This window comes from Enterococcus sp. DIV0970a, assembly GCF_051711265.1.
Lineage (GTDB): Bacteria > Bacillota > Bacilli > Lactobacillales > Enterococcaceae > Enterococcus_D > Enterococcus_D casseliflavus.
The window spans coordinates 764374-791282 of the sequence record NZ_JBIOMF010000001.1; the positions used below are offsets into that span (position 1 = coordinate 764374).

The 26909-nt window shown below is 41.9% G+C and carries 22 protein-coding genes; 16 read left to right on the forward strand and 6 right to left on the reverse strand.

Translation table 11 applies throughout. From position 1 onward, the window contains the following. Nucleotides 1-58 precede the first annotated feature (58 nt). Nucleotides 59-847 carry a MerR family transcriptional regulator gene (locus IGK14_RS03600; RefSeq protein WP_081117211.1) on the reverse strand — a complete coding sequence of 263 codons (789 nt, stop codon included), beginning with the start codon at nucleotides 845-847 and terminating at the stop codon, nucleotides 59-61. A 73-nt stretch (nucleotides 848-920) separates the two neighbouring features. Here IGK14_RS03600 and IGK14_RS03605 point away from each other — a divergent pair, with 73 nt between their 5' ends. The 5 genes from IGK14_RS03605 (at nucleotide 921) to IGK14_RS03625 (ending at nucleotide 5489) form a co-directional block, all read left to right on the forward strand. Further along, a complete protein-coding gene (locus tag IGK14_RS03605; protein WP_081117210.1) occupies nucleotides 921-1544 on the forward strand; it encodes a GNAT family N-acetyltransferase in 624 nt (207 codons plus the stop codon). A 156-nt stretch (nucleotides 1545-1700) separates the two neighbouring features. After that, nucleotides 1701-2540, forward strand: a complete 840-nt coding sequence (locus IGK14_RS03610; RefSeq protein WP_179135483.1) for a Cof-type HAD-IIB family hydrolase — start codon at nucleotides 1701-1703, stop codon at nucleotides 2538-2540. 108 nt (nucleotides 2541-2648) lie between these two features. Beyond that, on the forward strand, nucleotides 2649-2975 hold the full coding sequence (locus tag IGK14_RS03615; protein WP_241508377.1) for a hypothetical protein: 327 nt from the start codon (nucleotides 2649-2651) through the stop codon (nucleotides 2973-2975). A 12-nt stretch (nucleotides 2976-2987) separates the two neighbouring features. Further along, nucleotides 2988-3596 carry a hypothetical protein gene (locus IGK14_RS03620; protein ID WP_231435822.1) on the forward strand — a complete coding sequence of 203 codons (609 nt, stop codon included), beginning with the start codon at nucleotides 2988-2990 and terminating at the stop codon, nucleotides 3594-3596. 228 nt (nucleotides 3597-3824) lie between these two features. Beyond that, nucleotides 3825-5489, forward strand: coding sequence for a peptide ABC transporter substrate-binding protein (locus IGK14_RS03625; RefSeq protein ID WP_010747630.1), 1665 nt, complete (start codon nucleotides 3825-3827; stop codon nucleotides 5487-5489). A gap of 193 nt (nucleotides 5490-5682) precedes the next feature. On the opposite strand, the gene IGK14_RS03630 is transcribed toward IGK14_RS03625, so the two are convergent. Together IGK14_RS03630 and IGK14_RS03635 are read right to left on the reverse strand one after the other, a co-directional pair. Beyond that, the gene (locus IGK14_RS03630; RefSeq protein ID WP_010747631.1) at nucleotides 5683-6267 is read right to left on the reverse strand and encodes a polymer-forming cytoskeletal protein; all 585 of its coding nucleotides are present in this window, start codon (nucleotides 6265-6267) and stop codon (nucleotides 5683-5685) included. A gap of 245 nt (nucleotides 6268-6512) precedes the next feature. Beyond that, nucleotides 6513-7322, reverse strand: a complete 810-nt coding sequence (locus IGK14_RS03635; protein WP_015509153.1) for a MurR/RpiR family transcriptional regulator — start codon at nucleotides 7320-7322, stop codon at nucleotides 6513-6515. Nucleotides 7323-7429: 107 nt separating this feature from the next. Between IGK14_RS03635 and IGK14_RS03640 the strand changes: the two genes are divergently transcribed. The 5 genes from IGK14_RS03640 (at nucleotide 7430) to IGK14_RS03660 (ending at nucleotide 13500) form a co-directional block, all read left to right on the forward strand. After that, nucleotides 7430-9301, forward strand: coding sequence for a beta-glucoside-specific PTS transporter subunit IIABC (locus IGK14_RS03640; protein ID WP_081091758.1), 1872 nt, complete (start codon nucleotides 7430-7432; stop codon nucleotides 9299-9301). Further along, nucleotides 9298-10740 (forward strand): glycoside hydrolase family 1 protein, encoded by a 1443-nt coding sequence (locus tag IGK14_RS03645; protein WP_438711604.1) that lies wholly within the window; start codon nucleotides 9298-9300, stop codon nucleotides 10738-10740. Before IGK14_RS03640 ends, IGK14_RS03645 begins: the two co-directional genes overlap by 4 nt. A gap of 1 nt (nucleotide 10741) precedes the next feature. Continuing rightward, complete coding sequence (locus IGK14_RS03650) at nucleotides 10742-12202, forward strand: glycoside hydrolase family 1 protein (protein WP_081117307.1); 1461 nt, start codon at nucleotides 10742-10744, stop codon at nucleotides 12200-12202. A gap of 247 nt (nucleotides 12203-12449) precedes the next feature. After that, entirely contained in the window at nucleotides 12450-12650 is a 201-nt protein-coding gene (locus IGK14_RS03655) for a cold-shock protein (RefSeq protein WP_005225331.1), read from the forward strand. 496 nt (nucleotides 12651-13146) lie between these two features. Then, nucleotides 13147-13500, forward strand: coding sequence for a nuclear transport factor 2 family protein (locus IGK14_RS03660; RefSeq protein ID WP_060792883.1), 354 nt, complete (start codon nucleotides 13147-13149; stop codon nucleotides 13498-13500). Nucleotides 13501-13951: 451 nt separating this feature from the next. Here IGK14_RS03660 and IGK14_RS03665 read toward each other — a convergent pair whose 3' ends face one another. Further along, nucleotides 13952-15352, reverse strand: coding sequence for a metallophosphoesterase (locus tag IGK14_RS03665; protein ID WP_060792882.1), 1401 nt, complete (start codon nucleotides 15350-15352; stop codon nucleotides 13952-13954). 391 nt (nucleotides 15353-15743) lie between these two features. Between IGK14_RS03665 and IGK14_RS03670 the strand changes: the two genes are divergently transcribed. Beyond that, complete coding sequence (locus tag IGK14_RS03670) at nucleotides 15744-17120, forward strand: CHAP domain-containing protein (RefSeq protein WP_060792881.1); 1377 nt, start codon at nucleotides 15744-15746, stop codon at nucleotides 17118-17120. 237 nt (nucleotides 17121-17357) lie between these two features. On the opposite strand, the gene IGK14_RS03675 is transcribed toward IGK14_RS03670, so the two are convergent. Then, entirely contained in the window at nucleotides 17358-18653 is a 1296-nt protein-coding gene (locus IGK14_RS03675) for an ISL3-like element ISEfa11 family transposase (RefSeq protein WP_249850485.1), read from the reverse strand. Between the two features lie 149 nt (nucleotides 18654-18802). After that, nucleotides 18803-20944 (reverse strand): HelD family protein, encoded by a 2142-nt coding sequence (locus tag IGK14_RS03680; RefSeq protein ID WP_081117324.1) that lies wholly within the window; start codon nucleotides 20942-20944, stop codon nucleotides 18803-18805. Nucleotides 20945-21207: 263 nt separating this feature from the next. On the opposite strand from IGK14_RS03680, the gene IGK14_RS03685 reads away from it, so the two are divergent. The 5 genes from IGK14_RS03685 to IGK14_RS03705 all read left to right on the forward strand — a co-directional run bounded on the left by IGK14_RS03685 (nucleotide 21208) and on the right by IGK14_RS03705 (nucleotide 26690). Continuing rightward, the gene (locus tag IGK14_RS03685; RefSeq protein ID WP_081117323.1) at nucleotides 21208-22245 is read left to right on the forward strand and encodes an NADH:flavin oxidoreductase/NADH oxidase; all 1038 of its coding nucleotides are present in this window, start codon (nucleotides 21208-21210) and stop codon (nucleotides 22243-22245) included. A gap of 154 nt (nucleotides 22246-22399) precedes the next feature. Beyond that, entirely contained in the window at nucleotides 22400-22717 is a 318-nt protein-coding gene (locus IGK14_RS03690) for a PadR family transcriptional regulator (protein ID WP_008377296.1), read from the forward strand. A 6-nt stretch (nucleotides 22718-22723) separates the two neighbouring features. Beyond that, nucleotides 22724-23557: a hypothetical protein gene (locus IGK14_RS03695; RefSeq protein ID WP_060792878.1), complete on the forward strand. Its 834-nt coding sequence runs from the start codon at nucleotides 22724-22726 to the stop codon at nucleotides 23555-23557. A gap of 118 nt (nucleotides 23558-23675) precedes the next feature. After that, complete coding sequence (locus IGK14_RS03700; RefSeq protein WP_081117322.1) at nucleotides 23676-24620, forward strand: tocopherol cyclase family protein; 945 nt, start codon at nucleotides 23676-23678, stop codon at nucleotides 24618-24620. Between the two features lie 90 nt (nucleotides 24621-24710). After that, complete coding sequence (locus IGK14_RS03705) at nucleotides 24711-26690, forward strand: S9 family peptidase (RefSeq protein WP_060792876.1); 1980 nt, start codon at nucleotides 24711-24713, stop codon at nucleotides 26688-26690. Nucleotides 26691-26909 lie beyond the last annotated feature (219 nt).

Below are 26909 nucleotides of genomic sequence, written 5' to 3' on the forward strand. Positions count from 1 at the left end.
AAGCTGCTCGTTGTCGTTGCGTTTTTTATTTGCTTTTTAGCGCAGTTTGAACGAATCATTATTCCTCAGATAAAATCCGAACTTGGATCTCTGTCAAATAAGCTTGCTCGTTGCTAAGGGTCGTTTCGTGGATCGATCGTTCATAGAAGTAGTCATCGATTTGCCATTGGTGCGTCGCAATCAGCTGCTTGAGTTTTTGATAGAACTGCTTCAATCCTTCGTCATCCCCCTGATAAATGGCGGTTAAATAGCATCCTGCTGGTTTCACGAAGGAAGTCCCTTGCGGCTCTTCTTGCCGCACGTAAACGTAGTCGATGTCTTGCGTATCGTCTTTGTTCGTCCGAATCATAGAACCGTACTCGTTATTCGAGAATAGATAAGGCTGTGCCATCAAAAGATCGTAGGCTTGGGTGATCATCTCTGGGATGGAGCTGCCGTTTAATCTAGGACTGAGGGAGAAATATTCCTCTGGCTGTTCCTTCAAGGTGAAGGGGGAAGTTTTTTCTGCAGCCAGGCGCAAATCCGCAGCTTTTCGTTCGATGATTTTTTTGATGTTGGTCAACTGCTGAATTTTTTCATCGATGGTTTGCCGCTTGGCTTCCAATAAGTTTCTCATGGTCTCGGCATCCCCCTGCAGCGCTGTTTGGATCTCTTTTAAGGGCATCGATAATTCTTTCAATGACAGGATCAATCCGAGATCCAAAAGTTGATCAAGGGAATAATACCGATACCCGTTCTCGTCTTTGCTGTTTGGTTGAAATAGCCCAATCTCGTCATAATAGTGGAGTGTCCGAGGATTGATCCGCGCTAAGCGTGCCATTTCCGATACTTTTAATTTGGTTTTCATGAAGTTCCTCCTTGACTTTACAGTTACTGTAAACTTTATACTAAGGATAGTCAACTACTGGGAGGAAGATAGAATGAATAAAAAAGTAACGTATCGACCATTTAAACGAGAAGATCTGCCTGCGCTTGTGCAAGTGATTATTGATAGCTGGAACTACGACAAGCAATTTGACAAGAAGACCGCCAAGCACTTTGCTCATGTCTTTTTGTGTTATGAACTTGCCCGTGCGACCTATTCGCGGGTGGCTCTTTTAAATGGTGAAGCTGTCGGTATCTTATTAGCAGATAGTAAGAGAGGGAAGAAGCTTCATCCAGCGCGCTATTGGGGGAAAACGATTTGGCATGCTGGCTGCTTACTGCTTATGAAAGAAGGGAGAAACACGCTGCTGCATTATGCCAAGGAGGTGGCTGAGTTAAATCAAGCGATGTTGAAAGACTTACAAACTCCTTTTCAGACCGAAGTTGGTTTGTTTGCCGTTAGTCCCAAAACACAAGGATTGGGTGTAGGCAAGCAGCTCTTTACTTCCTTTTTAGCGATGGTCCAGCAGGAAAAAACGGCTCCGTTTTTCCTTTATACCGATACCACCTGTAATTTCGGTTTTTATGAGCATATGGGCTTGAAGCGGGCAGCTGCTGTGAAAAGCTGGATCAAAAAACCGATCAAGAAGGAAATCGAGTTTTATATCTATACTTCCTAAGAGTGCAGCGATGCACTCTTTTTTCATTGGCTAGTATGGTAAACTGGAAGCAAAGAAGGTCAAGGAAGCTGTTTTCGTTTTATGGAAACGGTGCTTGTTTTGGCCGAAAGCGATGGCTCGATCCGCTTTCGTAAAAAGGATGGGGAATGGGAAAGGATGGTTTATTTGGAAAAAAAGCAGATAGGGTTTATTTTAAGTGATATTGATGGGACGATCTTGGATCATAAGCATCAAATCGATCTGGATTTGATTGAAGAAATCAAACGATTGAAGCAGCAAGCGATTCCTTTTGTTTTGGCTTCCGCTCGCTCCCCGAAAGGAATGCTACCGATAGCTCAAGAATTAGGGATAGAAGACTGGCCCTTGGCTTGTTACAACGGTGCCTTGATTGGAGGGTACGATCAAAAGGGCACACTGGTACCGATTTTCAGTCATGAGGTCAAAAAAGCAGAAGCAAAAACTTTGGTTGCGCGCATCAAAACTGATTTTCCAGGTGTTTCCATCAATGTCTACTCTGGTGATCAGTGGTATTGCGAAAGAGTGGACCAATGGGCACGAGCAGAAGCGGCGATCACCAAAGAGACTCCTGTAGAAACTTCATTAGAACAACTGTTGGCACAAGAAGCTTTTGAGGTTCATAAGTTTCTTTTGATCGGCACAACGGCAGAAATCCGAGCGCTTCATACTGCCTGCCAGAACGCTGGATTTTTAGAAAGCGCCTTTTACTTATCCAAAGAGAATTATTTGGAAGTCACTCATCAAGCTGTGGGAAAAGATAAGGCGCTAAATGAATTGGCGGCCTATTTTCAAGTGCCGCTGGCGCAAACCTTAGCGATCGGCGATAATTTTAACGACCTGCCAATGATTGCTTCAGCTGGTATTGGTGTTGCGATGGAGAATGCACCCGAATTGGTCAAAGCAAAAGCTGATTTTGTGACGACTAGCAATACAGACCATGGGGTTGCTGATGCATTGCGGCGATTTGTCACAGAATAGATAAAAAAACTAGGTTTTTTGAACAAATTGATTGACTTTCATTTCTACTCTCCTTAAACTTTTAGCTATACCTAAAAAGGTAAGTGTTTGTTGGAAAGAAGGAGAAAAATGAATAAGAAGATCGAGAAGACATTGACCAAATTTGCCGAGCCGTTGGGGCTCTCCGTTGATACTTCCACTGGGGTGATTTATGGAACGTATCATAGTTATAAACTTTTTTTAGTTCAAGAGAATAACAATAGTTATTCTCTAGTGGCTCATTTTTCACTTAGCAAAGATGGCGAACTTCCCATCCAAGAAGAAGTCAAAGAAGTTCTAAGTGAGTCAAAAGAGATCATCGACTGTGTGATCCAAGGATATCAAGTTGCCTATACATTACGCGGAGCGATGACTGCAGGGAAAACCGTGGACAAGTTACGTACTGCGTTGGACTAGTTGACGAATTTTTTGAAGACGAAAGGCTTCCAAAATGCTTGTACCTTCTGCGGCGCGGTCACTGAGCCGGTTTCGCTATATGCTATTGGCGGCGCTCCCGTCATTGCCTGTGAAGCTTGCTTTAAGAAACAACAAGAAGCAGTCCTTGCGCAAGAACGGGAAAAAGGGCAGAAAAAAGAAAATTGGTTAGCTGGAACCGTGGGTGCGTTTCTTGGCTCACTGATTGGTGCCGGCGCAATTATTTTATTAGGACAACTGGGGTATGTTGCTGCATTGTCTGGGATCGCGATGGCGATCTGTGCCATCAAAGGGTATGAATTATTAGGTGGAAAACTCAGCACAAAAGGTATTATTAGTAGTATTATCGTCATGATCATCATGGTCTATGTCGGGAATCGTATCGACTGGTCGATCAGTGTAGCGAATTATTACACGGACGTTGATGTCTTCTATGCCTTCCGTATTTTACCTGATTTGATTCGTGAAGGATATTTGGAAGCGAGTCAATATTACGGGAACTTAGGTCTGGTCTATCTATTTACGGCGATTGGGGCTGTGCCAACTATTATCGCTACGGTACGAGAGGGGAAAGTGACGCGTCAAAGCTATAAAATGGAGTAATCCACGTTTCTATCCAAAGATAAAAAAACACAAAGCGAGATCTTTTTCGCTTTGTATTTTTTGTTTTTGTGTCATAAATAATAACATGCAGTGTTAACATAAAAAATAAATAATAATAAAATGAGAAAAATAGCTTGCTTTTATAATTAATATTTATTAAAATCTTATTTACATTCAGAGTTTTGTAATAATTCTGAAAATTTTGGATTTTCATAAGGGGTAGGTAAGATGAAGAAAAAATGGGGATATGGTGTTGTCGCTGTTTGTGGAATCGTATTAGCAGGTTGCTCAACAGGAGGGACATCAAGTACAGGTGAAAGTTCAAGTGGTAGTGGGACAGCAGCTGCCGAACAAATTTTTAATGTTGTGGTTCAACAAGAAATGCCGAGTGCCGATCTATCCTTAGCCACCGATACGATCAGTTTCAGTGCTTTAAATAATGTGTATGAAGGGTTGTACCGCTTAGATGCTGATAGTAAGCCCGAACCAGCAGGTGCCGCCGAATTAGCGGAAGTCAGTGAAGATGGTCTGACCTATAAATTGAAATTACGAGAAGATGCCAAATGGTCAAATGGAGAACCAGTAACAGCAGCGGATTATGTCTTTGGCTGGCAACGCACTGTAAGTGCGGAAACAGGTTCTGAGTATGCGTACTTATTTGCGCCCGTAACCAATGCCGAAGCGATAACAGCAGGTGAAAAAGATGCCTCAGAATTAGGGATCAAAGCAGTCAGTGACTATGAATTAGAAATCACGCTGACGACACCTACGCCATACTTCCAATACTTATTGGCGTTTCCATCCTTCTTCCCACAAAGCCAAGCAGTCGTAGAAGACAACGGCGATCAATATGCTTCAACAAGCGACAATGCCGTTTACAATGGACCCTTTGTGTTGGCTGGCTTTGATGGGCCAGGAACCGATACAGAATGGTCATATGAAAAGAACGACCAATATTGGGACAAAGAGACGGTGAAACTTGATACCATCAATGTTAGTGTCGTAAAAGAATCATCGACCTCCTTGAATCTATTCCAAGATGGGCAAGCAGACGACGTCATCTTAACAGGAGAATTGGCACAGCAAATGGCCAATGATGAAGCGTTTGTGTCAGAACCATTAGCCCGTACTTCCTATATCGAGTTGAATCAGCGCGAAGAAGATTCGCCATTCCGCAATGAGGATCTGCGTAAAGCAATCTCTTATGCCATCGATCGTGATGCATTAGTGACATCGATTTTAGGGGACGGTTCATTGGCTTCCACAGGATTGATACCAAAAGGAATGACCTTTAACCCAACTGATAATACTGATTTTGTCGATGAAGCGGAAAGTGTCATTGAATACGATCAAGAAAAGGCCAAAGAACATTGGGAAAAAGCCAAAGAGGCGTTAGGAATCGATTCCTTGAGCTTTGAAATTTTGGCTTCTGATACAGATTCAACCAAAAAGGCCATTGAGTATATTCAAAGTGCGATCCAAGACACGCTGGATGGGGTGAAAGTTAGCCTAAGTCCTGTTCCTTTCTCCGTTCGTTTAGATCGTTCAAACTCAGGTGACTTTGATGTCGTCATGGGTGGTTGGGGAGCTGACTATGCGGATGCTAGTAGCTTTACTGATTTGTTTGTTACCGACAATTCCTACAACCGCGGTCGTTGGACAAGTGAGGCGTACGATGCAGCAGTGAAATCGTCTGCCACGACAAACGCTGGCAATCCAGATGCTCGCTGGCAAGATTTGTTAGATGCAGAGAAAATCATTATGGATCAACAAGGGGTCATCCCTGTGTACCAAAACGTTGAAGCTCATTTACGTGCACCAAAAGTAAAAGGGGTCGTATCACACGGTGCTGGTGCGCAATATGACTACAAGTGGGCAGTTATTGAAGAATAAGCGCCTAAAGAAGAAACTGGTTTTGCGTAAGCAAGCCAGTTTTTTTCTTGGGCTTTGTTCTTACTTACACAATGTTAGTAATGAGAGCGGATGCAATTGTTTATAAAAAAACAAAAAAAGTTGGCAAGGGATCAACGATCGACTTGCCAACCTCGTTTTTTGTTCATCTATTTCACAGAAATCCAGTGAAAGATTATTCGCTAACTGTTACGTCACCTGTTACAGAAGCGCCATCTTCGTCAAGTGTTGCTGAATCTTGGAATTCTTTTGAAGTGAATGTTACGTTACCTTCAACTTTTGCACCGTTCAATACAAAGCCGTTAGCATTCACTTCAACGTCACCTTTGATTACACCGTGAACGATGTTGAAGTTTTCTGAGTTAACGATCAATTTAGGAACAGTTACTGTGTATTCAGCTGTTACGTTGCGGTCTTCATCTTGTGAGTACAATGCAAATTTACGGTAGATATCAGCAGAGTCGTCACCTTTGTCGTGGAATTCTCCATCAACGGTTACATCGTTATCAAATGTCATGTCGCCAGTTACAGCAACGATCCAGTTACCATCTGCGCTCAATGCTTTTTCGATCACTGAAGTTTGGTCACTGATAGAAGCAGTTGAAACAACGTCATCTGATGATTCAGTTGATGCAGCAGTTGAAGCTGCTGTTGATGATGATGAGCTTGCAGCTGTATCGTTATCTGAACTACATGCAGCTAAAAGAGTGCCTCCCATAAGCAATGATGCAGCAATTAAAGTGATTTTAGTTTTTTTCATGTTTCCTTCTCCTTTGTATTCCCATAGTTTTCTTAAAAACAAAATGATTATACCATACCGAGGTGAAGTTTGTGAAACAAAAAACATAAATGAGGAGAAATTTAATAAATAGCAGCCTAGGATTAAAAAAATTTCAAAGAAACTAGGAATAAATGAGTGACGCTTACGAATGAATGAGACATCTTATTCACAAAGAACCCTCCATTATGGAAGAAATGCCCTTCTTCTATAATGGAGGGTCATTACTACATGCGCTTTCGATCCGTCAACTGCTTGAACTTCGATACGATCAAATCCATGATGAACTGATACATAAAAGCATGGGTTTGAAAATGGGTTTGGTGAGGGAAGATGATTGCTTCTTGGACAAAGGGCAGTTCCGAGATCTGTGGATTAGCGGTGATCACGATGACTTTGGCTTTGGTTCGATCGAAGAAATCTTTCCGTGGTGTTCCATTTCGAATTTGCTGTTTCGTTAGGTAGTCACCGGAGTTGGTAAAAATGATAAACAGCGATTCTTCATCAGCGGTCTTGATGATTTCTTCCTGTACAAGATCGTCTTGGAAGGTCCGAATGAACTTGCCGTTGTATGCTAGTTTGATCTGGAAATCAATAGCAGCCGATTCTGAGAATAAAATTCCAAAAGCAAAGACATTTTTATGCGTCACAATGGCTTTTGCGACCCGTTCGATGGCTGGCAGATCAAGATGATGACGCAGATAATCGATGTCTTGTACAACTGCGTCAAAATAGGAGTCTACGCCCTCTTGCTCTAAGGCAGACAAAATATTCGAACGATAATTCAGGGGATTGTTGAAGCGGTTTTCGATAAAGGCAGCGTTGTCTTTTAGATCGCCATAATCATCAAAGCCCAAGGTGCGAGCGAATTTTGAAACGGTTGACTTTGACACATGGCAAAGAGCAGCGAATTCACCAATGCTTAGAGTTTGGATCTGATCATAATGGTTGATCATGGTCAAACCGATATAGTAGTTGGTGGAATCAGTGGGTGCATTATTTAAAAGATTCAATAAACGAATGATTAAGAGGCCCATTTTCTTTCCTTTCTTGTAAGCAGTTTCCAAATTGCGAACTTTCGCAGGTGAGAGAAAAAAATCTGCTATAGTAACGCCATAAAGCGCTTTATAAATCAAACACGGGAGTGAGTCATTTGGCAAAAGATTATTCAAAACTTGCTAGTGAAATTATAGCACAGGTCGGTGGGGAACAAAATATCGTTAGCCTGTATCATTGCATCACTAGATTGCGTTTTAAGTTGAAAGATGTCGAGTTGGCACGAAAAAATAAGGATAAGATTCAGCAGCTTGATGGGGTATTGTCTGTCATTGAAGGAAACGGCCAGTTTCAAGTCGTGATCGGTAATCATGTAGCGGATGTTTTTCAAACGATCATGAGTAAGTATTCGATCCAAAATGCTTTGGAAAGTGATGGGGATGCCGAAGAATCAACAGAAAAACAAGGCAATGTATTTATCCGATTCTTCAATGTATTGTCTGCGATCTTTAATCCAATCATTGTTGCTCTTGCAGGGGCAGGGATGTTGAAAGCTTTGCTAGTTGTTTTTACAACCTATCATTTGATGGATGCGGAAGGAAGCACCTATAAAATATTAGCTGCTGCTGGCAATAGTGTCTTTTATTTCTTGCCTTTATTTTTAGCGATCAGTGCAGCGCGGATTTTCAAAGTCAATATGTTTATTGCTTTAGCAATCGTTGGGGCGTTGCTGGAGCCGAATTTTACAGCAATGGTGACGGAAAACGGTGTGACGGTCGATTTCTTTGGCATCCCAGCTGTGTTGATGGGGTATTCGGGTACCGTGATTCCAGCGATCGTTTCGATCTATATCTACTCGCATTTGGAACGACTACTCAAACGGATCATTCCTAAGAGTATCGAGATTTTTGCTCTATCACTAGTAGCTCTTTTGATCATGGTGCCTTTGACCGTTTTGATCATTGGACCGGTCGGTGTAATGCTTGGAGACGGTTTAGGCAATGCCATGAACTTTATCAGCGACAAGAGCGGGCTGTTGGCTGGCTTGTTGATCGGTGGCGGTTGGACATTCTTAGTAATGATCGGGATCCATTGGGGAGTTGTACCGATCATGGTCAATAACCTAGCGGTATATGGCTATGATACGCTGCGCCCGATGATCGCAGCAGCAACATTTGCGAGTGCTGGGGTTGCTTTAGGTGTATTTTTACGCTCTCGCAGAAAAGAAACCAAAGGCCTGGCGCTATCTTCCTTGCTTCCAGCATTGCTTGGCGGAATTACAGAGCCAATCGTCTATGGACTTTCGGTAAAATTTAAAAAGCCGTTGATTGCTCAAACCATCGTTGGTGCCCTTGCTGGTGCGTTTATGGGAATGATGCAAACCAAGGCCATCGTCTATGTTTTCCCAGCATTGACGACATTGCCAGCTTTCTTTGGGGACACCTTTGTGTACTATTTGATCGGCATTGCCTTTGCGTTCTTCGGTACTGCTATTTTGACCTATGTATTAGGATTTGAAGAAACGCTAGAACCTGTTTTAGAAGAAGGTGCAGGGCTGCAAGTGATGACACCAGTTGCTGGTGAAACGATCACGCTTGATGATGTCAAAGATGAAGTATTTTCTTCTCGAGCAATGGGGGATGGATTAGCCGTTTATCCATCAGCCGGCGATATTTATGCGCCACTTACTGGTACGGTTGTGACAGTTTTTCCAACTGGACATGCTTTTGGGATCCAATCAGCTGCTGGGACGGAAGTGTTGGTGCATATCGGCTTAGACACGGTTGATTTAGCAAAAGGCGTGTTTGAGATTTCGGTGAAACAAGGGGATCAAGTCGTGAAGGGACAAAAAATTGGCACCTTTGACTTAGCAAAAATTATTGAAAAAGGATATGATCCGACAACCATGTTGGTCTTTACCAGTGTGATCAAAGAAGATGCATTGACAGTTGTGGATCAAGCGAAAAAAGACGTTACCGCTTTGGTAGCAAATGATTTATTAAAAGGAGCGATTTCATGAGTGTATTTCCAAAAAATTTCCTATGGGGCGGCGCAATCGCCGCAAATCAAGCCGAAGGAGCTTATTTGGAAGGAGGAAAAGGATTAAGTGTAGCGGATATTTTACCAGTTGGTGAAAAACGTATTGAGCAAGTTTCACTGCAGCTTGAAGAGGATAACTTTTATCCGAGCCATGAAGCCATCGACTTTTATCATCGGTACCCAGAAGACATTGAACTTTTTGCGGAAATGGGCTTGAAGTGTTTGCGTACCTCAATTGCTTGGAGTCGCATTTTTCCGAATGGGGATGAGACGGAACCCAATGAAGCAGGTTTACAATTTTATGATGATTTATTTGATGCCTTGAATGAAAAAGGGATCCAACCAGTTGTTACATTAGCTCATTTTGAGACGCCACTGCATTTGGTGACGAAATATGGTGGTTGGCAAAATCGTGTACTGATCGATTTTTTTGATCGGTATACAAAAGTGGTTTTTGCACGCTACAAAGGGAAAGTGAAATATTGGATGACTTTCAATGAAATCAACCATACCCATACGATCCCGTTACTCGCAGCAGGTATCGATGTATTTTCTTTCGAGACTGAAGAAGAAAAATTACAGGCACTTTATCAAGCAAGTCATAATATGTTTGTTGCAAGTGCCAAAGCAGTTCTGAATGGGAAGGCAGTAGATGAAAACAATCAGATTGGCTGTATGCTGTCACTGAGCCCGATTTACCCTGCAACGTGCAACCCGAAAGATGTTTTTGAATCGTATCAACTGCGCCGTCGTTCCTTGTTCTATAGTGATGTGCAATTGCGAGGCGCCTATCCGGAATACTTCGACCGCATCGTGAAGGATAATCATCTGTTGCTGGACATTACAGAAGAAGATCTAGCGATCATTAAAGCGGGGACCTGCGATTATTTAGGCTTTAGTTTTTACCGCAGCTCATTGCATGAAGCAGGCATGAAAATTTTAGGCAATACTGGCGGATTACTAGGGAAAAAGAATCCTTACCTAAAAGAAACTGCTTGGGGATGGCCGATCGATCCGCTGGCATTACGCTATGTTTGCAGCGAATTGACTGATCGCTATCAAAAACCATTATTTATCGTTGAAAATGGAATTGGTTTAAAGGATGTTGTCAATGAAGATGGATCGATCGTCGATGAAGAACGGATGGCCTATTTAAAAGACCATGTAGAAGCAATGGCGGAATCGATCAAAGATGGCGCAACGATTCTAGGCTATACATGGTGGGGACCGATCGATATCGTTTCTGCGGGGACAGGAGAGATGGAAAAACGATACGGCTTTATCTATGTCGATAAGCAAAATGATGGTAGCGGAGATCTTTCCCGCAAGAAAAAAGCTAGTTTTGCGTATTATCAGCAAGTGATCGCCACGAATGGGGAAGCGTTGGCGTACGAATCATTTTTGAAAGGCGGCAAGTAAAATGAAAAGTTATTTTCCAAAAGATTTCCTCTGGGGAGGAGCAACGGCTGCCAACCAAGTTGAAGGAGGTTCTGGAATCGATGGAAAAGGCTTGTCGGTTTCTGATGTCTATCTATTCGATTCCTCAATGCCGAAAGAACGATGGACTGACCAATGGCATATGATGACTCATCAGCAAGTTGCAGAAGCACAGGATCCAAACAGCACGAAATACTATCCGAAAAGACAGGGAATCGATTTTTATCATCACTTTAAAGAAGATATTCGTTTATTTGCTGAGATGGGCTTCAAAGCCTATCGGATGTCAATTGCCTGGACACGGATCTTTCCAAAGGGGGATGAGGTAAAGCCAAACGAAGCTGGATTGGCATTTTACGACGCAGTCTTTGATGAGTGTTTGAAGTATGGGATCGAACCAGTGGTATCACTATCCCATTATGAGATGCCTTTGTATTTAGTGACTGAGTATGGAGGATGGCCAAACCGGCAAGTGATCGACTTTTATGTCCGTTTTGCCAAGACGGTGATTGAGCGATACCAAAAGAAAGTCAAATACTGGGTGACTTTTAATGAAATCAATTGTGTCAAACACCATCCATATGTTAGTGTCGGGATCATTGAAGAAGGTCATCCTAATATTGAACAAGACAAGTACCAAGGGGCGCACCATCAATTTGTCGCCAGCGCAATCGTGACTGACTATTGCCATCGATTGATTCCCAATGCCAAGGTCGGCTGCATGATCAGCTATCAATTATTAACGCCGTACAGCTGTGATCCAGACGATGTCCAAAAAACAGTTGAAAGTCAACGAACCTCACTCTTTTTCAGTGATGTGCAGGCAAGAGGCTATTATCCAGCATATGCCAACCGCATGTTTGAAGAAAAAGGAGTGGAATTGGTGATCGAACCAGGAGACTTAGAAGTCATCCGAGAAAACCCGGTTGATTTTGTTTCATTTAGTTACTATATGTCCAGTGCAGTCAGCGCACATCCAGAACGATTGGAAAGTGCTGTCGGGAATCTGATCACTGGTGGGATTAAAAATCCCTATTTGCCAAGCAGTAAATGGGGCTGGCAGATCGATCCCAAAGGGTTGCGAACAGCATTGAATCAACTCTATGACCGCTACCAAAAACCTTTGTTTATTGCCGAAAACGGTTTGGGAGCAGAAGATGTCGTAAACGAAGATGGCACCATCGATGATTTTTATCGAATCGACTATCTGCGTCAGCATATTGAACAAATCAATGAAGCATTGCATGATGGCGTCGAGGTCTTTGGCTATACGGCATGGGGCTGTATCGATATCATTAGTGCCTCAACCTCACAAATGTCGAAACGTTATGGCTTTATCTATGTTGACCAAGACGATGAAGGCAATGGCACAAAGAAACGCATCAAGAAAGCGTCATTTGATTGGTACAAAAAAGTAATTGCTTCAAACGGCGCAACTCTTTGATTTTTGATTCTTCCAGATAAAGCAATTGCTAGGTTTAATCATAAGGTTTCTTAACAATTTACCTTTTTATCAAGAAAAAAAGCCAACTTTATTTGCTATTTTATTTTAACCATGCTATGATGAATAGGTAAAGTTCTGATATGTTAATACTTGTTTATCTTTTCTATTGATACACACTTCAATTACACATCATTTTCTATTACAAACAAATAAACACAGTCGATGTGTAATATGGAGGTATACGTTTATGAATAACGGTACAGTAAAATGGTTTAATGCAGATAAAGGTTTTGGATTTATTACAGGTGAAGACGGCAATGATGTATTTGCTCACTTCTCAGCTATCCAAGGCGACGGCTTCAAAACTTTAGAAGAAGGTCAAGCAGTGACTTTCGACGTTGAAGAAGGCCAACGTGGCTTACAAGCAACAAACATCGTTAAAGGTTAATTGACGTTAACAAGCGAGAATCCATTGGGTTCTCGCTTTTTTTTGCTTTAATTTACATAATTATTGAAATGGATAGGGTTTTGATGATCTGCTACAAGAGAATAGTTGCAGGTTTTGAGGACCTGACATGGTAAATAGTACATCTTTGATTTCACTATTCAACTAGCCCTAAGCGTTGCGGTTTACTTACCTATGATTTCTCATTCGATGATAAGCGTATAAAAAGAAAGAGGGGCTGTATACCGTATTCAATAAATTAATAAAGTGGTTGAATAGGTTTAGTGGCGTTGCTACCATTAAAGCGAAACATGCTACGATTCAATATATGGTACCCCGTACTTATACAAGAGTAATCGATGTGAAAGATCGATATTTCTTATTCGTTTCATCGATATTGTCTTGAATGAATTGTAAAAGTAGAATATATTGGTACAAATTAGCTGCTTTTTTTATTGGAGATGGGAACAAAGATGATTACATTTCGAGGGAGATTTATATGAAGCCAAAAGAAATACTTTGCCAATGGGTTGATGCGTTTAATCAGGCAGATGTAGAATGTATTTCAGAATTATATGATGAGAATGCAATAAACCACCAGGTTGCTAATGAGCCAGTTGTTGGGAAACAAGCGATCAAGCAGATGTTTGAGCAAGATTTTTCTAACGCAAAAATGGTTTGTATCGTTGAGAACATTTTCGAAGATGGACAATGGGCAATTTTAGAGTGGCGTGACCCCTTAGGTTTGAGAGGTTGCGGTTTTTTTCAAATAGTAAATGATAAAATTTTATTTCAAAGAGGCTACTGGGATAAATTATCTTTCTTAAAACAGCACGACTTGCCTATTGAATAAAAGGAATTCCCTTATAGGAATGGTTAGCAGATATGCATGACAGGAAGGTTAATCGCTTCACGTAAAATTCTTAAAGGAGCAACACTGTTTGAAAACAATACCTTTTGTTTTAAGTAATGATTAAGAATAAGTTAGTTTACTTCCGTCGGCGCCTAGTTGCGTGGTATAGTTATTGATAAGCGACAAATATTTTTGTACCACACGTTACTTGTTTTGAAGAAATTTATTCAAACCTGGCGTAACTTCAGAGTTACAAGGATACAATAGAGGTTAGGGATTGTATCGTTTAAATGAGAAATAAATAATAGTAGTAATAGTATGCTGCACTTTCAAAGAATAAATATTGACTCGTCAGATAGCCTTCTCGTTTACCCAAACGAGAGGGCTATCGTTCATTAGAAAAGAAAAAGTGTCTTTTTCCTAAAAGAAAGGAAGAAGACACTTTTTGGCTTTATTCTGCTGTGAGGGGGATCGTCAGCTTGCGATCATCGGTTTGATCGTCCAGCATTGAATCGACATATTGCTTCAAAAAGTAAGAATAGGTCGCTAACCACTGATACTCCTTGGAGTCTTTGATAGCAGCTTTTTCTTCGGCTGAGTAAGTATCATTGCCAGTAAAAAGGGCAGTGTTCAGCTTCGTGACAAACGTACAAAGTTTTGTCATCTGGGCATCTGACAGTTCAGACACTGCGGACAATTGGTCACGGACCAGTTGGTCGGTGTCTTTTTCAAAAATACTTTTCTGGTAGTTTTGATAGTTCAGCAACTGTTCATCAGTTTGCTTCGTTTCAGCCGCCCAAGCATCGAGATCAATCTGGCGTGCTTCGTAGTTGATTTCCTTGTCAGAAAGAGAAAGGACGCCGTAGCCTAATTCTGCCGTTGAATAAGACCCAGTGACTGCTTCATAAAGCGAATCATTCCCTTCGTTAATGTCTTGAATGTGGATATGACCAGAGAAAACGGCTGGCACGTTGAAGCGTTCCAACAAAGCGACAGTCTCAGAGGCGTTGTCAAGAACATAACCGTCTTGTAAGAGTTCATTATGACCGAACAAGTTATGGTGCAAAAAGACCAGTGGTACTTGCTCCGCTTCTTTCGTCAGGGTTAATTGCTCCTCCAACCAAGTTAGAGTAGCCGGTTTCAACTCACCATTCGTAGTAGGATCATCCCAATTAACCTCAGAATCGTAGATACATGAATCGAGCAAAAAGAGACGATACTTGTCGTTTAACTGAATGCTGTAGCTAAGGGAAGACTTGTCGATACTGTTGGCTTTTTCGTAACCTTCAGCAAAAATCGTTTGAAAATCCTCAGGACTGATTTGATCTGCGTAGTATTCCTTTTCACCTTTAAATGCTCGCGCCCAACCATTGTAAATCTCGTGGTTGCCAGGTAATGCTAAAACCATAATGTCAGCTTCTTGCAATGGTTCAAGCAATCTTGCCAACTCTTGAGCACTTGCTTTCTCGCCATTGAGCGTCATATCACCGGTCAAAATAATTCCCGTGGGTTTCTCTTTTAAGGCTTGAGCGGTGAAGGCCTCGATCGATTGTTCTTGATACGTCATCTCTTTGCCAGCAGCTCCCTTTGTGAAGGTCTGAAAGGCTGCGCCGTTATCATGGAGCGTGGAGGAAAGAAAATGAATATCACTTAAGAGCCAAAACTCACTGTTGCTCGCCTGTTGCAATGGAGTATCGGCTTCATGCACCTTACGAAATTGAAAGAATAACAGGAAACAGGTGACAAAAAGTGTAAGTAGTGCCAATGGCCAAAACCATTTTTTGTGTGTACGAATCGCGATTCCCTCCTCGCTTGTTTTATTTATTATAGAAAGGAATAGGGATCTTGTCACATAAATGGTCTTTTTTTGAATGATTTCTTGTTTTCATAGTTTTTCTTAATAAAATAATCGTGATCAAGTTATAATCCTTGAATAATTAGCCTTAATTTTGATAAAGATAACATGAATTGAATTTATTTTAGATGATGAAAATGAAAAGAAAATGCGGTAATTTATTCAGAAACGTTGATTTAACGGTCTTTAATTGTCATGTTATTTATCGTTGAGATAAAGGGAGTGTTAGATTGAAACATTTTTGTAACATTTCCTTTATCTGTGTGTCATATCATTATGGTAGAATTCATTTGTCGTTAAATCGAACATTAAACTTTCTTAGACAAAATTAAGTTTTTATAAAGGCAGTTCATCTGTCAAATCAACCAGCTAGTCGGAGGAAAAACGAGTGAAGAATAGTTTGTTATCAGCATTAATGGTGTGTTCACTAACATTAACAGCAGTTGCAGCACCTGCATTAGCATTTGCAGATTCCATTGATGATCAAATCGAGCAGCAAGACCAAAAAATCAATTCTCTTAAAGGTCAGCAAGCTGACGCCCAATCACAAATCGATTCTCTAGAAGCAGAAATTGAAACAGTGAGTGCAAAAGTTGCTTCATTAGAAGCGAAACAAGTTGAGTTAGGTCAAGAAGCTGAGAAATTGCAAGACAAAATCGCAACATTGAAATTGCGTATTGCCAAACGTGAAGAAGCAATCCAAAAGCAAGCCCGTGATGTACAAGTTAACGGTCAAAGCACCAATTTCATTGATGCTGTTTTAGAAGCAGATTCTTTAACGGATGTTATCGGTCGCGTACAAGCGATGACAACGATCGTCAATGCAAACAATGATTTAGTTGAACAACAAAAACAAGACAAACAAGATGTTGAAGACAAAGTCAAAGAAAACGAAAGCAAGATCCAAGAAGTTGCTGCGAACCAAGCAGAACTTAGCCAACAAAGAGATGCCATCGCAGCAAAACAAGCTGACTTAAATGTCTTGAAAGCAAACTTAGCAGCAGAACAAGCGACTGCTGAAAAAGACAAAGATGCATTGAATAAGAAAAAACAAGAAGCGGAAGCTGAAAAAGCACGTATCTTGAAAGAACAACAAGAAGCTGCTGCTGCTCAAAAAGCAGAAGAAGAAAGACAAGCTGCTGCTTTGAAAGAAGCACAACAAGAAGCTGCTGCTCAATCAACTGAAAGCACGACAGAGAATACAACAGCTTCTACTGAAACAGCAACAAGTAGTTCTTCAAGCAACACAAGCTCAAGCAATACCAGCAGTTCTAACAGCTCAAGTTCATCGAACGCAGGCTCTTCAAACACTGGTTCAAGCAATTCAAGCTCAAGTAACTCAGATTCAAACTCTTCATCAAACAATAATTCTACAGGAAGTATTTCTACTGGCGGTGGAAAAGATCATTCAAGCTCAGGTAACATGTATGCTTGGGGTCAATGTACTTGGTACGTGAAAAACCGCGCTCCTTGGGTAGGTACTTACTGGGGTAATGGTGCACAATGGGGTGCGTCAGCTGCAGCTGATGGATACACTGTCAATGGTACACCAGCAGCCGGTGCCGTTGTAGTCTTTGCCGCTGGTCAATCAGTTGGTGGCGAATGGACTGCTGATCCAACTTATGGACACGTAGCCTATGTTGAATCATACAACCCATCAAACAATACCATCACAATCTCTCAAGGCGGAATGGGCTTTGACAGTCCTGGTGGACCAAACACTGCAACAATGAGCGCATCTGGATATACTTACATCCATCGCTAATCAATTCAAAAGCAAAGCATCAACGCAATCGCGTTGATGCTTTTTTATTTGATCGATAGCTTTCTAAATCAGTCAGATAAGAGAACTACTCAGAGAGGCAAGACAGGGTTCTCTCAAATCTTATCAAGATTCTATAGAAAATAGGAGGTTTTTCGGGCTCTTTGTCAATAAGGACTGATGAGTTGTGCAAAATCAAATCTGGGTCAGAATGAACCACATTCTGGCTCAGATTTTTTGTTATCTTACATTGATTAATTGATTGATCAAAAAGATTCTAATTCTCATGTTCTCGAATGATTTAAATCCGTAGGATACTCGTTTCATTGTCTTTATGTGGGTATTCTTCGCTTCAATTTTTCCATTGGAATAAGGATAGATCATTGCGTTGGTGATACCTTCTTCATAGGTCAGAAGGTTTTGAAGCTTCTCCCGAAAGCCGTCATCTAACGTTTCGGGAAGTTCTGCCAATAAGGAGAAAAATAAGTCAGGGTCTTTGTCTCGAAAGGCTTCGACTAATTCATGAAAAAAGGGATACGCCTCCTTTAGGGGCGCAGAAAACTCAAGCAATCGATCAATCATCATTGCTTCAGTGAGAAATGGGTATTTTGGTGCTCGGAAACTTTTCCATGTTTTGTACTCATAATGGTTGATGCTTGCACGATTTTTTAGCAAAAAGCGCCAGTTCTTTTTCAGTTTTTCTGCCTGGCTTTTCTGTCCTGCTTTACGAAGTTCATTCATTTCACGGATACGCAACTCATTGAACGCTTGATTCATGTGATTGACAATATGAAACCGATCAATCACTATTTTCGCATTTGGCAGAACACGTTTGGTGAGCTGGAAGTAGGCAGCGTTCATGTCTGTAACCAAGAATTCTACTTCTTCTGGATTGGTACAACCTAAGAAATAGCTTGTTAATCGGGGTAATTTACGCGTAGGCAAAACATCTATTAATTTTCCTGTTTCGCCATCTGCACAAATAAAGCTCATCTTATCTTCTATGGAAGTGTGCGAACGAAATTCATCAACCATCAATACTCTGGGGAGAATCTTCTTAGACTGCTTTGGCAAATAGCTTTTAAACTCTTTTAATGTACGAATAACGGTGGTCAAAGATACCTGACAGCTTTTCGCAATAAAAGATAAAGATACTTTTTCAGTCAGTAAAGAAGCAATTTTATATCTAACATGATTTGCGATTGAATGTCTGGGTTGGACAAAATAACTTTGAGCAGTCCAATGGGTTCGGCAGTTTTTACAGGTATAGCGCTGCTTTTTTAGGCGCATAACCAAAGGCATATGATTGTATTGTTCAAAACGGACAATCGTTTCCTTCTTCCCATTTTTCACTATAATTGCTTTCCCGTTTCCATCTACCACAGTAGAACCACAACTTCTACAAGCACGAGGAGTAGGCGAGAGAACAGCATCGACGACCAACGTCTTTTTCTTCTGAAGGGTCTCGTAAGAGACCTCTGTAATCATCAAATCTTTCTCTATTATTCTCAGCATTTTTTTGATAGAATCATTCATATAGCATATCGTCCTCTCAGTTGTTTATTTTGTGGTGATTTAATCATACTAGAGAACGATATGTTTTTTAATACCTAAAATGAAAATGGGGCTGAAGAATCAATTCTGATTCATCAGTCCCATAAATTATAGAGCCGTTTTTCGTTCTACTAGCAAGGAGGGAGAAACGGCGAAAAGGTTCCTTTTGAAGTTACCACCAGTTCTTCCATTGCACGAGAAATCGCCGTGTAGAGAATTCGCCGGTCTTGATCGGTATGATAATTTTCTTCTGAGACATCATATAGGAGGACCTGCTTAAATTCCAATCCTTTGGCAAGATGAATCGGTAAAACCGTTCCATGAAATGACACGGCCTGTTTATCGAAGAACTGTTTGAGCTCCTCACTGGAACGACTATCTTTGGTGATGATCGTTACTGGTTGCTTAAGTTCCTTTACTATGTCTACTAACGCAACGTCAGGCAGATTGGCATAAAACTGTGGCAACTTTCCTTCTGGTCGAACGGCAGAGATCTTTAAATTGGTTTTTTTTGGTAGCATTTGGGCAAATAACCGCGTGATTGCACCGCTAGAACGATAACTCGTAGTCAGCTGATACGTTTCGAGGAATTTCGCCTGTTGTTGAAATAACGTTTGGATTTCTGATACGGTGATGGCACTTGTAAAGATCGCCTGTTGCTGATCCCCCACGAGGGTAAAAGCGGCCATAGGAAAAAGACATAATAGAAACTGAATTTGTGCTGGCGTATAATCTTGGACTTCATCGATAAACAGATAGCGTAACGCAGGGACAGGTTGTTTTTCGGCGAGCAAATGACGAATCAGCAATAGACAAACGGTATAATCCAAACTATCTGTTGTTTGCGTCAAAGTGATCTGTCCATGAGTAAAATAGTCGGCACTGTCTGCTAACAATCGTTTCGTATCAAACCAAGTAAGGTCGTTGATTTGTTTGGAAACTTTTGCGTATTTTTTCTTCAGGAGGCGAATGGCTGCTTTCTGAATCGTTTTTTCTGAATCATCCTTTAAAACTGTCCCTAATAGGGAGCGCTGTTTGTCTTCAGTCAAAGAACGAACTTGATCGTGAACATTTGCTGCTAAGGCATTTTTTTGCAGTCGATCCTCCCAAGCGTAAGCCAATTTCTTTTTGACTGCTTGGATGCGATCGCGCAAGGATGCCTGTTTCGGTGTCTCTTGGAAGAAAGTGTCGATCGTTTCTTCAGAAAAAAGGACGACGTTTTTTCTTTTGATTGGTTTAAACTGAAGCACAAGTTCTTCTGGCAGCTGTTTGCTCAAGGATTGAAGAAAGCGACTGAAGTCCGCACTGCGCAAAAGGTCGATTGCTTCACTGGGTGTTTGCTGGATGCGGTCAAAATACGCCTCTTCCGATTCTAAGTCAACACTAGGAAATGCTTGGCAAAACTGGCGCATGGTCAACGTCAATGGATTTTTTTCACCGAGGGAAGGCAGCACTTGCGAAATATAATCAATAAACCGAGAGTTCGGGGAGAGGATCAAGACATTCTCTACGGTCATCTCTTCACGAAAATGGTACAGCAAAAAGGCGATTCGCTGCATGACAGCAGACGTTTTTCCGCTTCCAGCAACACCGTTGACCAGTAGGTTTTTATGCGCTAAGTCACGGATGATGACGTTTTGTTCGTGTTGGATCGAAGCAGTGATATCTTGCATTTTTTGGCTATTATTGGCCTCAAGGGCTGCCAGTAACACTTCATCTTGAATCGCGACTGAGGTATCAAAGGCTTGCTTCAATTGATCTTTTTCGATAATAAATTGTCGGCGATGTTCAAGAGCGACAGAAATCGTCTGATTGTTCACTTGATAAGAGACCGGGCCCAAGCGTTTTGCATAGAACAATTCGGCAATTGGGGAGCGCCAATCATAGATCAGCCCTTCCTTATTTTCATTAACAAAACCATTGATCCCAATGTAAAAATCTTCTATTGTTTCCTCATCTTCAAACTGTAGGGAGATTTTACCAAAGTAGGGACTATCCAGTAGACGGTCGATGGCAGCTAATTCAAGTTCAGCAGATTGAAGAGCGGCGTTCATTTGGTCGATCTCACGGTTCTTACTTTCGATGGCAGCAAAAGTATCTAAACGGTCAGCAAAATTATCAAAGTTTAAGCGAATCTCTTCGCCGATGCTTTGCATCGCAAGGCGATCTTTTTTTCTGCCTTCAGTCAAGAAGGTGCTCAGCATTGTCTTTCGTGTCAGCAATTGCTGGTACGTGTCTGCGAGATGCTTCTTTTCAGCCTTTAGGTCGTTCATTCAGACTCACATCCATTCTCCAAAGTATCTCAATTATACGAGCATCCACCAAAAATACTAGTCTATTTTTTTGACTCTGGATGCGGTATAATAATAGTGGGAAGAGGCAGCTGATTGTTCCAATGTCATGGGAGCAAGCAGAATGCGTCTATTTTTTTGTTTTAAAAATGAGAAAAAGGGTCATTGCTTGTGTTTTTGAAGGGGCTGTTTATACTGAATATAGAGAAAAATACAAAGCGAAAAATCGTTGAGGGAGTGTCAGCATGTCCAAATTATTGTCACCAGTGAAGCTAGCGAATTTAGCATTGGCCAACCGCGTCGTTATGTCGCCGATGTGTATGTATGAAGTAAAAAAAGAAGACGGTGTTGCGGAGCCTTTTCATTTTGTTCACTACGGGGCACGAGCATTAAGCAAAGTCGGCTTGATCATTATTGAAGCGACTGCCGTTGAACCAGACGGACGAATCACAAACAATGATCTAGGGTTATGGAATGAAGAGCAGCAAACAGAGCTGACGAAATTGGTGGAACTGCTGCATGGGTTCGATGCGCAAGTAGGCATCCAACTAAGCCATGCAGGACGAAAAGCAGTTGATGCCACCAATCCTTTGGCACCAAGTGCCGTTGCCTTTAACGAGCGCTACCCATTACCGTCAGAAATGACCCTGTCGGAGATCAAACGGGTGCAAGATAGTTTTGTTCAGGCTGCCCAACGAGCAGCCAATACGGGTGTCACGATGATCGAACTTCATGGGGCTCATGGCTACTTGATGGATCAATTTCTTTCGCCTCTCGTCAATCAACGCACCGACCAGTATGGTGGTTCCTTAGAGAATCGCTATCGCTTTGTAAAAGAAACGGTACAAGCAGTTCGGGCAGTCTTTTCTGGGTCCTTGTGGATGCGCTTGTCACTGACAGACTATGAAGAACCAGGACGCCAAAATTCGTTGGAAGATTGGCAGCAAGTGGCCCAATGGCTTCAAGCAGATGGCATTGATTGTCTTGACTGTTCCACAGGCGGTGTGGTGGATAAAAAGCCTAATATTCCGATCTATGATGGCTATCAAGTGCCCTTTGCTGCAGCTATCAAGCAAGTGGTCGATATTCCCGTAGCAGCAGTCGGTTTATTGGATAATCCTGATCTTTGCGAATATCTTTTGCAAACCAATCAAGTGGATTTGGTGTTACAAGGCCGCGCATTGATCAGAAATGTCAACTGGTTGGCAGATGCATCGGCGAAACTTCACGATAAGTCCTTTCAAGCTTACAATGATTCCTATCAACGCGGGGTGAAGCGTTGATTCATCTAATAAAAAAATCTCCTAGAAGAAAAATCTTCTTAGGAGATTTTTTTATTCTACTAGTATGCTTTACAAACTAGTGTCAAACACGTATACTAGGTACAACACTAGTTTGTATAACAAACTAGATAAAGGGAACCAAAGGAGGGAAATCGTGAAAGAGACGCAATTGCTAAAAGGGGTTTTGGAAGGGTGTGTTTTGCAAGTGATTGCTCAAAAAGAGATTTATGGTTATGAACTGGTACAGGAACTGAAGCAAAGAGGCTTTGAAACGATCGTTGGCGGCACGATCTATCCTTTGCTGCAGAAGTTGGAAAAACAAGAACTTATTACCTCTGAGATGAAAAAATCACCTGAAGGACCTGATCGCAAGTACTTCTCGATCACCCCGAAAGGCATAGACTATTTGGCACAATTTAGAGAACAATGGACGAACCTAATGAAGAAAGTCGAAGGATTATTTAAGGAGTGAGGAAACATGGCAAATAAACAAGAGACGACCTATTGGCGAGAGCAAACCAATCTGATCGAGCAACAATTCAATGAGAAAAATCGCCAATTTTTTGATGATTTTCGAAGCTACCTCTTACTTTCCAGCCTTTTTTACGATGAGCATAAAGTCACAGAGCAGGTATACGCGATTGCAATGGATTTATTAGAAGCACAAACTCATGGAGAAGAGGCGCAACACTATTTTGGTAATGATCCGAAAGGGGTGGCAGATGAACTGTTGGCAAACACGCCAAAGAGCAATTTCAAAGAGCGTCTCAAATTGGCATATTTAGCGGTTGGTATCAGTTGGGGGATCAAGTTTATAGCTGATTTTACAAATCAAGGACCACTGGTTCTTAACCTGCTGGATTATCTTTTAACAGGATTGGTAACTGTGGTAGCGGTCATCGGGATTTTTGCGATCATCAGCAAAACCATCTATCAAAAGAAGGGCACAAGCAAGGTGATTCGTTTCGGCTCCCTTTGGCTCGTTGTGAGTGGCTGGATTGGTCTTTCACTGTTGATCAATCTGCTGACCCAAAACTGGTGGCTCCTGACGATCGCATTTCCTTTTGATGTAGTATTGGTTGGCAGTTTGCTGGTAGCGGCGATCGTTTTTGTTGTATCACGCAAAGAAAAAGCTTTTTATCCGATCGTTTTTCTACTGGGGGTATTTGTGTTGCTTGGTTGCCTGCAAAAAGCCATGGCATTTTATCACATTGGGGATCCATCGTGGATGACCGGCGGACTTTTGACACTGCTCGTTGTAGGGTTTCTTATTTTTCTCTGGTGGACCCGTCGAGTGATGAAAAAGCAATAAGCAAAGCCAGAAACAAGTGTGTTGCTTGTTTCTGGCTTTTTTACATGGACAAAGGCATTATCCTGAGGAATCTTTCTGCTTCATGCTACACTTAAAAAAGAAACGGAGGGAAATCAAGATGTTGACAACAGATCGGTTCTTTCACGGCCACAATAAGCAGACCGCTTTTTTTGAAGGCTGGTACCATAAGCACCAAATCGGTGAAGAAGTCTATGCTTTTATTCCAGGTCTTTCGATTCAAGAAGACGGTACCAAAGAAGTGTTCATTCAAGTGATCAATCATGAGGGCGCGCATTACTTCTCCTTTCCAGAAACTGATTTTCAGGTTTCAGAAGAGGAGCGAAAAGTAACGATTGGTGACAATATCTTTAGTGAAGCAGGCATTCAAGTTTCTTTAAAAAATAACGATCTCCAAGTACAAGGAGCAGTAAAATATAACGACCACAAACCGATTCAGCGGACACGTTATGCGCCGAGTATCATGGGGCCTTTTTCGTACCTGTCATTTATGGAGTGCTACCACGGTGTCTTGAGCATGAGTCATACCTTAGAAGGTACGCTGTACTGGAACGAAGAACCAATCGATTTTACGAACGGGATCGGTTATTTGGAAAAAGACTGGGGTACCTCCTTTCCAGCAGCTTATATCTGGGTTCAGTGCAACAGTTTTGATGCACCAGATATACGGTTCTTTTTCTCCGCAGCCGACATTCCCTTTGCTGGTTTTGCTTTTTTGGGAACGATTTGTGTTCTGCAAGTCGGCAGCCAAGAATATCGTTTTGCTACTTATCATGGTGCAAAGATTCATGATGTCAAACGTACGGAAGACCGTTTAGTGATCCAGCTCAAACAAAAACAGTGGCTGCTGACGATCGAAGTGTTGACGAAAGAAGGCCATTCGTTGTTAGCACCTTCTATTGGGCAAATGAATCGGATCATTCGCGAAAGCGCCAGTACGGAAATTGCCTTGACCCTTTTAGAAAATGGGCAGGAGATCTTGCGGCAGACAGGGACGTCGGCTGGTTTTGAAGAAGTAGCGAATCTGCGAAGATTTCACTATTAAAAAAAGGCGGGAAAAAAGCAGAAAAATTCGTTTCTTTTGATATACTAGTAGATAGTTACTGCGAAAACACGTATCTTTGGAGGGAAACGGATGGAAAAAATAACGAATGAGACACTGTTTGAACTGAAAACGATTGCGCAGCCTGCAGTGGGGCAAAATCAGGTTTTTTACTTGGAAACGGCAGTCAACCAAGAGACTAATACGTATGATTCAGCGATTTATAGTATTGACCCAAAGACCAACGAACGGCGTGAGTGGGGCACCGAAGCGACGACCCACAACAACCTAAAGGTCTCGCCAGATGATCAAAGGCTCAGTTTTGTGACGACCGATCCAAAGAAAGATGAAAGTACGTTATGGACGATGCCAGTGTCCGGAGGCAAGCCCCAAGCACTTGTCACTGAGAAGGGTCTGGGGGACTATTTTTGGAAGCAAGACGCAACGGCGGTCTATTATAAGCTGGCACAAGAAGAGCCGGTCTCAGAGAATCAAGACGACACAGAAAAGACGGACAAGCAAAAGGAATTTCCAGAAGTAAAAGCTACTACGAAAGTCAATTATTTGGCGGATGGCGTCGGATTTTTAAAAGAAAAAAAACATTCGATCGTCAAAAAAACGATCGCGACACAAGAAACGGAACTGATTTTTGAGCATGATTCTCCCTTTGTTTTTTCTGGCATCGCGGATGATCAGAAGACGTTGTTCCTCACCTTTGACAAAGAGGAAGAAGATGAATGGGACTATGGCTCGAAGGTTTGTCTCCTTGATAGCCAGACGAAAAAGACAGAAAGTTTAGAAAACATCCTGCCAGAAGGAACCTACACTTTTGCTGCTGCGCGCAATGATCAGCTGTTACTATTAGGCAATGATCTCTCTTACGGATTTGTGACCTTGGATGATTTGTTTTTGATCGACTTAAAAACGAAAGCAGTCAAAAATCTTTCCAAGGAGTTAGATGTTGCCTTTGGCAATGCGATCATCAGTGATTTTCAACAAAAAAATCGTGGCGTAGCGATCACCTGGTTGACGGATGACACATTCCTTGTACCCGTAACAGAACATGGCAAGCTACAATTGTACCGTGCCACGACCCAAGGAGAATGGACCAAACTACTTGATGAAAAAATGGATATCCTCGATGCGGCGATCTATTCAGAAGCCAAACTTGCTGTTGCTTATGCGACGCCAACGATCCCTAGTCGCTTAGCATTGATTGACTTAACAAGTGGTGAAGTAACCGATCTCTATGATCCCAACCAAGCAGTTATGTCACAGTTAGCGATCAGTAAACCCGAAGCGTTTTGGTACGAAGGAGCAGATGATTGGCAAATTCAAGGCTGGTATTTGCCCCCGACCGAAACAAAGGAGAATCATCCAGCGATTTTGTACATTCATGGCGGTCCGCAGGTCTGCTATGGGGAAACATTTTTCCATGAGATGCAAGTCCATGCCGCTAATGGCTATGGGGTCATCTTGGTGAACCCTCGTGGCGGGCAAGGATACGGTCAAACATTTGTCAAATCGATTTTAGGTGATTATGGCAATAAAGATTATCAAGACTTGCTGTTGGGGGTGGATGCCGTGGTGGCAAACCATCCAGAAATCGATACGAACACCATCCATGTGGCTGGCGGCAGTTATGGTGGCTTTATGACCAACTGGATCGTTGGCCATACCGATCGTTTTTGTGCGGCCGTTACGCAACGCTCGATCTCAAATTGGATCAGCTTTTATGGGACGAGTGACATTGGACCTGCCTTTGTCAAATTCCAATTGTTGCGGGAACTTGATGAGACCGAAGGACTTTGGAAGATGTCGCCTTTGGCCTATGCCAGCCAAGTCAAGACACCTACGCTAGTCCTCCATGGAGAAAATGATTTGCGATGTCCGCAAGAACAAGGACAGCAGTTTTACATGGCATTGCAACGTCAAGGCGTCGATACGAAGCTGATGCTGTTTCCTCAATCCTCTCATGGTTTGTCGCGCAATGGCTTGCCGAACCTGCGGATAGAACGCTTGCAGGCGATCAGTGAATGGCTTGCATCACATGAGAACCAATCAGTAAATTAACCGAATGAAATCACCTGACAAAGAATCACGACTTGGGCTGCTTGAAAAGCCCAACCAGTGATTTCTTAAAAATCAGGTGATTTTTTGCGGGATCAAAAGCTATAGGTTTCTGTTATCTTGCCACCAATGACAGCGACGGTTGAAAACAAATTCATATGACGTTTTCTTCACGTGTTAAATAAAAAAAAGAAGAAATAGTTTTGCTTGCTTCCTGTGTTT

Bases quoted from the DNA above. Each gene is read 5' to 3' on its own strand.
- IGK14_RS03600 (WP_081117211.1), bottom strand. From the start codon at position 847: ATGAAAACCAAATTAAAAGTATCGGAAATGGCACGCTTAGCGCGGATC.
- IGK14_RS03605 (WP_081117210.1), top strand. From the start codon at position 921: ATGAATAAAAAAGTAACGTATCGACCATTTAAACGAGAAGATCTGCCT.
- IGK14_RS03610 (WP_179135483.1), top strand. From the start codon at position 1,701: ATGGTTTATTTGGAAAAAAAGCAGATAGGGTTTATTTTAAGTGATATT.
- IGK14_RS03615 (WP_241508377.1), top strand. From the start codon at position 2,649: ATGAATAAGAAGATCGAGAAGACATTGACCAAATTTGCCGAGCCGTTG.
- IGK14_RS03625 (WP_010747630.1), top strand. From the start codon at position 3,825: ATGAAGAAAAAATGGGGATATGGTGTTGTCGCTGTTTGTGGAATCGTA.
- IGK14_RS03630 (WP_010747631.1), bottom strand. From the start codon at position 6,267: ATGAAAAAAACTAAAATCACTTTAATTGCTGCATCATTGCTTATGGGA.
- IGK14_RS03635 (WP_015509153.1), bottom strand. From the start codon at position 7,322: ATGGGCCTCTTAATCATTCGTTTATTGAATCTTTTAAATAATGCACCC.
- IGK14_RS03645 (WP_438711604.1), top strand. From the start codon at position 9,298: ATGAGTGTATTTCCAAAAAATTTCCTATGGGGCGGCGCAATCGCCGCA.
- IGK14_RS03650 (WP_081117307.1), top strand. From the start codon at position 10,742: ATGAAAAGTTATTTTCCAAAAGATTTCCTCTGGGGAGGAGCAACGGCT.
- IGK14_RS03655 (WP_005225331.1), top strand. From the start codon at position 12,450: ATGAATAACGGTACAGTAAAATGGTTTAATGCAGATAAAGGTTTTGGA.
- IGK14_RS03660 (WP_060792883.1), top strand. From the start codon at position 13,147: ATGAAGCCAAAAGAAATACTTTGCCAATGGGTTGATGCGTTTAATCAG.
- IGK14_RS03675 (WP_249850485.1), bottom strand. From the start codon at position 18,653: ATGAATGATTCTATCAAAAAAATGCTGAGAATAATAGAGAAAGATTTG.
- IGK14_RS03680 (WP_081117324.1), bottom strand. From the start codon at position 20,944: ATGAACGACCTAAAGGCTGAAAAGAAGCATCTCGCAGACACGTACCAG.
- IGK14_RS03685 (WP_081117323.1), top strand. From the start codon at position 21,208: ATGTCCAAATTATTGTCACCAGTGAAGCTAGCGAATTTAGCATTGGCC.
- IGK14_RS03695 (WP_060792878.1), top strand. From the start codon at position 22,724: ATGGCAAATAAACAAGAGACGACCTATTGGCGAGAGCAAACCAATCTG.
- IGK14_RS03700 (WP_081117322.1), top strand. From the start codon at position 23,676: ATGTTGACAACAGATCGGTTCTTTCACGGCCACAATAAGCAGACCGCT.
- IGK14_RS03705 (WP_060792876.1), top strand. From the start codon at position 24,711: ATGGAAAAAATAACGAATGAGACACTGTTTGAACTGAAAACGATTGCG.